This window comes from Deltaproteobacteria bacterium (assembly GCA_009692615.1).
Taxonomy (GTDB): Bacteria; Desulfobacterota; Binatia; order UBA9968; family UBA9968; genus DP-20.
In genome coordinates this window covers 1-7,465 of the sequence record SHYW01000173.1, presented here as the reverse complement: position 1 = coordinate 7,465, position 7,465 = coordinate 1, and the positions used below count along the sequence as shown (strand labels likewise).

Below are 7,465 nucleotides of genomic sequence, written 5' to 3'. Positions count from 1 at the left end.
CTCCACTGTGAACATCCTTCCAGCCTCCCGATGCCATTCAATAACATCGAGACAGCCTACAGGACCGGTACACTTTTGACCCGCCATTTTCTGCCAGATCTTTGCCGGTTCAGTGGTACACTTTACGCCCGCGATTTATAGAAGTGGTTGCTATCCCGTTATCTGACCCAACGAGTCCACAGGCTGGTAGAATTTACCGGTAAAGTCCGGGCTGGCGCTTTTCCAGAGAACTTTTTTCCCGCCCGCAACCGCGATGAAATCGCCCTGCTCGAAGAGCATTTAAATGAGATGAGCGGCAAGATTCGCGCCGACATCGAGCAGATCACCCGCGAAAAAGAAAAGACCGAATCGATCCTGCGCTGCATGATCGAAGGCGTGCTGGTGCTCGATCCCAAGGGCAACGTGTTGGCGATCAACGAGCAAGCCCGGCGCATGTTCGGTCCGGCGGCGAACCGCGATCTGCACGGCGTTTCCATGCTCGAACTGTCGCGCCATCCGGAAATCCGCGCCATCGTCCAAGAGGTGCTCAAGCTCAACTTCACCAGCGTGGCTTATACCAAGGAGATAGAACTGGACGATGCTCGCTGGTTCCAAATCAACGCCGCGCCGCTGCGCACGCCTCTCGGCATGTCCCTCGGCTCGATCCTAGTGTTTCACGACATCACCGGCATCAAGCGGCTGGAAACCATGCGCTCGGACTTTGTCGCCAACGTCTCCCATGAGCTGCGCACACCGCTCACTGCGATTCGCGGATACGTCGAAACCTTGCTCGACATGCCGCCGGAAAACAGCGACGAGCGCCGCCAGTTCTTGACCATCGTCGAACGCAACGCCGAACGGTTGAGCCGCTTGACCGAAGATCTGCTGACGCTCTCCGATCTCGAATCGGGCAACGTGCAGTTGGCGCCGCGCGCCGTCAACGTGCAAAGATTGTTACAGCGAGTGGCGGAGGTGTTCGTCGATCAGGCGGCCAAGAAGCAAGTCAAACTCACACAGAGCGTCGCGCAAGATATCCCGGCCATTCTCGGCGACGCCGACCGCTTACAGCAGTTGCTAATCAACCTGGTCGACAATGCGATCAAGTACACGCCAGCAGGCGGCAGGGTCTCGTTGACGGCCGCGCGCAGCCGCGAGCAAATCGAAATCGCCGTCAGCGACAGCGGCGCCGGCATTCCGGAAAAAGATTTGCCGCGCTTGACCGAGCGTTTCTATCGCGTCGACAAAGCGCGCTCGCGGGATCTCGGCGGCACCGGTCTGGGGCTGGCGATCGTCAAGCACATCGCGCAAGCGCACAAAGGCGAACTAAAAATCGAAAGTATCTTGAATCAAGGAACCACCGTGCGTGTGCGCTTATCCGCGACTGAAGCCGTTCCACCAGCACAAACTATTTTGTTTCTCTGCACCGGCAATTCCTGCCGCAGTCAAATGGCCGAAGGTTTCGCCCGCCAAGCGGCCAACGGTAGATATAAAATATTTAGCGCCGGCACAGAACCGAAAGGCGTCCATCCGCTCGCCGTGCGGGTTATGCAAGAAGTTGGCATAGACATCTCGGCGCAATCGTCCAAAGGGCTCAATGAAATTCCGCTCGAATCCATCGATCAGGTAATCACACTTTGCGGCGATGCCGATGAGCACTGTCCAATCCTCGACAAACTAGTTAAACGCACCCATTGGCCGCTCACCGACCCGGCCGCTGCGCACGGCTCCGACGAAGAACGTTTGTCGCTGTTTCGCCAAGTGCGTGATGAAATCCGCCAACGCGTCCATGCGTTGCTCGTCTAACGACATTCACAAATCAGCTTGAAGCTCCAATTGACGCGTGCTAGATTTCAGCGCGTTCAACTTACAATATTTGATTCCTTATAATTCAGTTGGTTTGGAGACATCATGACAAAATTTCAATTTCTGCCGGCGGAAACCAAATTTTACGATTGGTTTGAGAAGGCGACCAGCAATCTGCTCGACGCCGCCACTGCCTTGCAAGAGATGTTCGACCATTATGAAAACGTCGAGGCCAAGGTCGCCTACATCACCGAGTTGGAGCACCGCGGCGATGTCATCGTTCACGAGGTTATGCATTTGCTGATGCACACATTGATCGTGCCGTTGGACAGCGAAGATGTGGAACGGTTGATTTCCGCCCTCGACGACGCCGTCGACAAGATCGAAGCCACCGCCGTGCGCATGGTGATCTTCCGCATCGAAGCGCCCACCGAGCGGGCACGCCAGTTATCTCAATTAATCCGCAGCGGCGCCCAAGAACTGCATCAAGCCATGCCCAACCTGCGCGAGAAAAAAAACTTTCGTCTGGTCACCGAACATATCAAAGAGATCAATACCATCGAGAACAACGGCGACCGCGTGCTACGCGAAGCTCTCGTCGACATCGTCGATCACAAGGAGGACCTGTTCAACTTGATCCGTTGGAAAGAAATCTACGAGATGCTCGAAGAAGCCACCGACCGGATGGAAGATATCGCCGACGTGCTGCAACGGGTGGTGATCAAAAATGGCTGAGCCGGTTTTTCTCTTAACGATTTTCATCGTCGTCATCGCCCTCGTCTTCGACTACGTCAACGGCTTTCACGACGCGGCCAATTCCATCGCCACGGTGGTCACGACGCGGGTGTTGACGCCGCTGCAAGCCGTCACCTGGGCGGCCTTTTGGAACTTCATCGCCGCATTCACCTTCGGCACCGCGGTGGCCAAGACCATCGGCAGCGGCCTGCTCGATGTCAACCAAGTCGACTCCTATGTCATTTTAGCTGGACTGCTCGGCGCCATCGTCTGGGATCTGATCACTTGGCATGTCGGATTGCCGACCAGCTCATCCCACGCCTTGATCGGCGGTTACGCCGGCGCCGGCATCGCCAAGGCGGGGTTGGGAATTATTTTACCCGGCGGTTGGATCAACACATTAATCTTCATCATCATCGCACCGCTGTTGGGAATGGGACTGGGCATGCTTAACCTGTTGGCGATTCTGAATATATTTAAGCGGGCAATTCCGGCCAACGTCGACCATATATTTAGGCGCGGTCAATTGATCTCAGCGGCCGCTTATAGTCTCGGCCACGGCACCAACGACGCGCAGAAAACCATGGGCATCATCGCCGGCGCATTGTTCATCGTGCCCGAGTATCGTCATCTGGTCAGCGACGAAGTCGGAAAACTGTTCATTCCGTTCTGGATCGTTTTGATGGCCCACGCCGCCATTGGACTCGGTACTTTGTCGGGCGGCTGGCGCATCGTCCACACCATGGGCTCGCGCATCACCCGTTTGCAGCCGATCGGCGGTTTCGCCGCCGAAGCCGCCGGTGCCTTTACGCTGTTCGGCGCGGCGCACTTCGGCATCCCGGTCTCGACGACCCATACGATTACCGGCGCCATCATCGGCGTCGGCTCCTTGCGCCGGCTGCGCTCGGTGCGTTGGAACGTCGCGGGACGAATTGTCTGGGCGTGGATATTGACGATCCCAGCATCCGCGGCCATCGCGATGCTGTGCTGGTTGCTGATCGATAACCTTAGGAAAGTTTTCTGAGCGCTGAACGGGATTAAATTTCGCGCCGACCTTCCAAGGCTTTTCCCAGCGTCACGGCGTCGGTGTATTCCAAGTCGCCGCCCATGGGCAGGCCGCGGGCGATGCGCGTGACCGAAACTCCGAGCGGCTTGATCACCTTCGATAAGTAGAATGCCGTCGCCTCGCCGTCCATCGTCGGGTTGGTGGCGACGATGACTTCTTTCACTTCGTTATCGCGCAATCGTTCGAGCAGTTCCTTGATCCGCAAGGCATCGGGCCCGACGCCGTCGAGGGGCGAAATCGTGCCGTGCAAAACATGATAACGGCCGCGAAACTCCTGCGACTTCTCCACCGCGATTATGTCGGCGGGCTCTTCGACGACGCAGATCTTATCTTTTTCGCGCTCTGAACTCCGACAGACATCGCACAGCGTGGCTTGGTCCGAATCGCCATCGTTGCTCGCCTTCACTTCGCTAAAGCCGAAGCAGAGTTGGCACAAGCCCATTTCTTGACGCAGCTTGCCGATGCTTTCGGACAAGCGAAAGACATCGTCCTTAGTCCCTTTCAACATGTGAAAAGCCAAGCGCGCGGCGGATTTTTCGCCGATGCCGGGGAGCTTCGATAACTCTTGGATCAAACGGGCCAAGGGCGCGGGATACATGGTCATGGGATCGCCTCGCGGCGCTCGGCATTTAATATTGCAAATTTCATATTTCAGATTGTCGCACGTTGAGATGGAATCATTGCGAAGCTGGTTCGAACCGCGATCGCTACGGCATCAAGCCGGGAATCTTTAGGCCGCCGGTGAGCTTGGCCATTTCCGCCGACGCCAGCTCGCGCGCCTTGCGCATGCCGTCGTTGACCGCGGCGAGAATCAAATCTTCCAACAGATCTTTTTCCTCAACATTGATCGCCGCGGCTTCGATCTTGAGAGCGGTTAGATTAAATTGTCCGTTCACCGTCACCAGCACCATGCCGCCGCCGCCGGAGCCCTGCACCGTCTTGCCGGCCAAATCTTCTTGGATCTTGGCCATGCGCGCCTGCATCTCTTGGGCCTGCTTCAAAAGGTTGCCCATGCCGCCGATACTAGCCATCCAAACCTCCCGGCGCCGACGCGCCTGCTTCGCCGTTAGAATAGAATTTAAGTCTCGCGCCGCACATTGCGAATCGATCCGCCAAAAATCCTCAGCGCCTCCTTGACCATCGGGCTGCGCTCGTCGCCCGGATTAGCCGCCGTGGCGGCGGCGGCATCGAGGCCGCTAGGCTCGCCAATCTGCGCGACGATTTGCACGGCGACATCCTGAGTAAAAAAGCGCTTGGCCAAATCCTTGAGCGTCGCCAAGTTGTCGCTGTCCTGTAGATAAGCCAAATGCTGGCGCTCGGACACGGCGATCTTCACCGGCCCAGGCGGCAGACTGAGGGGCTCGCTGGACTCAAGATGGGAAGCGAGAAATTTTTTCTCGGTGCCGACAAAGGCGACGAAGTCGCGCCAGACATCGCCGGTCGCGGCGCGCAGCGGCGTTTCCACCAGACGCGGCGCGGCGGCCGGCGCCGGCGCTGGTATCGAAGATTCTTTCGGTGCTTCCTTGATGAAAGTTTTGGCCGGCGGCGTCAGCGCTTCGCTCAAACGCGCCGAGGCTTGAGGCATTGCCCCGCCCGCCGGCGTTTTGACTTCCAGCCTTTCCAAACGCTCGACCAATTCGGCCACCGGCAAAGTTTTTGGCAATGTGGCCAAGCGCACCAAAACCGTTTCTAACGAGAAACGCGGCGTCGCCGAGCGGCCGATCTCGTCATCTCCGGCAGCCATAAAATTAAGATAATCGAGCAAGGTCTCGACCGAAACCTGCCCCGCCTGGCGACTCAGATCGGCGATCTCCTGATCGGGTAAATCCAACAACGGCGTCGTGCCTGAATTGAAAGACGAGTTAGCCGCTGGCACGCTTTTCTGCGCCGCGACCCGGGCCACCAAGAGGTTGCGAAAGTGTTCGACCAAATCGCGCGACAGCCGATTCAGGTCGCGGCCCTGATGCACCACCTCGGCCACGATGCGCAAACAACCGTGGGCATCGCCATCGAGAACCGCCGCGGACAAATCGTAAAGGAGCCGGCGCTCGGCCAAGCCGAGAATGTCCTGCAAGAGGATTTCATCCACAGCGATTTGCTCGCCCTTACCCTCGGCCGGTTCGGCGCAGGCGAGCACCTGTTCGAGCAGCGATTGGGCATCGCGCATACTGCCATCCGCTTCCCTGGCGAGCAGCACCAAGGCGCCGTCGGTGATCTTCAGCCCCTCGCTTTTACTGATCGCGCCGAGCCGCTCGACAATATCGCGTAAACTGATGCGGCGAAAATCGTAACGCTGGCAGCGTGACAGAATTGTCTCAGGCAAGCGATGCGGTTCGGTGGTGGCGAGAATAAATTTTACCGACGGCGGCGGCTCTTCCAAAGTTTTTAGCAAGGCATTGAACGCATCCTTGGTGACTTGGTGCACCTCGTCGATGATGTAGACTTTGAAGCGGCAACGGGCGGGCTGGTAACGAACATTTTCGATGATCTGGCGGATTTCCTCGATGCCGCGATTAGAAGCGCCGTCGATTTCAATGACATCGATGGAGCTACCGGCGGTAATCTCCAGGCACTGGCTGCACTCGTTGCAGGGCGTCGCGGTGGGACCGTTCTCACAGTTCAGCGCCTTGGCGAGAATGCGCGCCGCGGTGGTTTTGCCGACTCCGCGAACGCCGGTGAACAAATAGGCGTGGGCGATTCGTTTTGCCGCGATGGCATTACGCAAAGTTCGAGTGATGTGTTCCTGGCCGGAAACATCTTCAAAACTTTGCGGCCGCCATTTACGCGCCAAAACTAGGTAGGACATTGATCCCTTCGGGAACGACCGATCTCAAACCGCAAATCGGAGCTTACGAATTTGAAATATGGAATCTGAGATGGCGCGCCAAGCGCGGCCGGGATGCCCATTGCTGACAGCCAGGTTTCCCTGTGGCACAGGGGTGTGCCGCTACCGCTGCTTCCTTCCGGACCTGACGGAGTTCGCGGTGCCGCCTTGCACAGGACCTAACTATCAGCAATCGACATCCCGATCGCACGCCGACGCATTCACCTAACGCATACTGGCAAACTGCAGCCGATTTCGCCAGCCCAACCGATTTACAGCCTCGACCGCCAGCCAGAGAGACTTGGCGGAGAGGGAGGGATTCGAACCCTCGGTACGGGGTTAACCGCACACACGATTTCCAGTCGTGCGCCTTCAACCGCTCGGCCACCTCTCCCGATAGTAACTTCAAGTACTTACGCGCCCTGCCCCGCTGGCTCAACTGCCAATGTCTCCAAGGAGCTTGCGCGGATCATTTTGGTAACTTCTATCGAGGGCCACTGCAAGGATTTACCAGAACTAAAGACGAATTGCCAGATCAATATGATTCACACGATTGAAGAACCTGTGATCAAAAATAAGTTGCTGTATGTAAAGCCTTTTTGGCCGCATGTCTCCACAATGTCTCCACGGAGCGGGGCGCGTGGCGGCTTGGTCCACCCTCTCCCGAAAAGTCCCGCCTTCGATCCCATCAATTCCCGCAAAAACCGAAACCGTTTCGGTTCATGAATCAACAGTCGTTTGCAACAACAAGGCTGCGCCGGCCAACCGCGATCGCGTGGAATCATCCATCGGCGGCAACCCCCTGGGTGGGTACTGCCAATACTGCCGATAGAGTCCCAGCCGGCTGTGATTTCGGAGAAGTCTTAGGCGGCCTATCCAGCTCGATCGGCGAAACCGCGATGGGGGCGGCACTTAAGGAATCTCTGAACAAGTCATCTAGCAAGTCGTCTAATAACGAAGAGCAGAAAGACCGACAAGGTGAGGCGGGAGGAAAGAGCGTGGGGGAGCAGACAACGTTTGCGAGTTTGGCGTGGGCGAGAAAGAAAAAGCAGAGCAAG

6 protein-coding genes, 1 tRNA gene and 1 other RNA gene are annotated in these 7,465 nt (G+C 57.3%); 3 read left to right on the top strand and 5 right to left on the bottom strand.

The window, feature by feature from the left end:
- Positions 1-147 precede the first annotated feature (147 nt).
- The 3 genes from EXR70_24520 (at position 148) to EXR70_24510 (ending at position 3,541) form a co-directional block, all read left to right on the top strand.
- Positions 148-1,782 carry a PAS domain S-box protein gene (locus EXR70_24520; GenBank protein ID MSP41661.1) on the top strand — a complete coding sequence of 545 codons (1,635 nt, stop codon included), beginning with the start codon at positions 148-150 and terminating at the stop codon, positions 1,780-1,782.
- Between the two features lie 105 nt (positions 1,783-1,887).
- Positions 1,888-2,517, top strand: coding sequence for a DUF47 family protein (locus EXR70_24515; GenBank protein MSP41660.1), 630 nt, complete (start codon positions 1,888-1,890; stop codon positions 2,515-2,517).
- Complete coding sequence (locus tag EXR70_24510) at positions 2,510-3,541, top strand: inorganic phosphate transporter (GenBank protein ID MSP41659.1); 1,032 nt, start codon at positions 2,510-2,512, stop codon at positions 3,539-3,541. The genes EXR70_24515 and EXR70_24510 overlap by 8 nt, the downstream gene beginning before the upstream one ends.
- A 13-nt stretch (positions 3,542-3,554) precedes the next feature.
- On the opposite strand, the gene recR is transcribed toward EXR70_24510, so the two are convergent.
- From recR to EXR70_24485, 5 genes are all read right to left on the bottom strand, one after another.
- Positions 3,555-4,187 carry a recombination protein RecR gene (recR, locus tag EXR70_24505; GenBank protein MSP41658.1) on the bottom strand — a complete coding sequence of 211 codons (633 nt, stop codon included), beginning with the start codon at positions 4,185-4,187 and terminating at the stop codon, positions 3,555-3,557.
- A gap of 103 nt (positions 4,188-4,290) precedes the next feature.
- Entirely contained in the window at positions 4,291-4,614 is a 324-nt protein-coding gene (locus EXR70_24500; GenBank protein ID MSP41657.1) for a YbaB/EbfC family nucleoid-associated protein, read from the bottom strand.
- A gap of 47 nt (positions 4,615-4,661) precedes the next feature.
- Positions 4,662-6,389, bottom strand: coding sequence for a DNA polymerase III subunit gamma/tau (gene dnaX, locus EXR70_24495; protein MSP41656.1), 1,728 nt, complete (start codon positions 6,387-6,389; stop codon positions 4,662-4,664).
- A gap of 105 nt (positions 6,390-6,494) precedes the next feature.
- Positions 6,495-6,592: signal recognition particle sRNA small type (gene ffs / locus EXR70_24490), an RNA gene on the bottom strand.
- Positions 6,593-6,709: 117 nt separating this feature from the next.
- A tRNA-Ser gene (locus EXR70_24485) sits at positions 6,710-6,801 on the bottom strand.
- Positions 6,802-7,465: the final 664 nt, after the last annotated feature.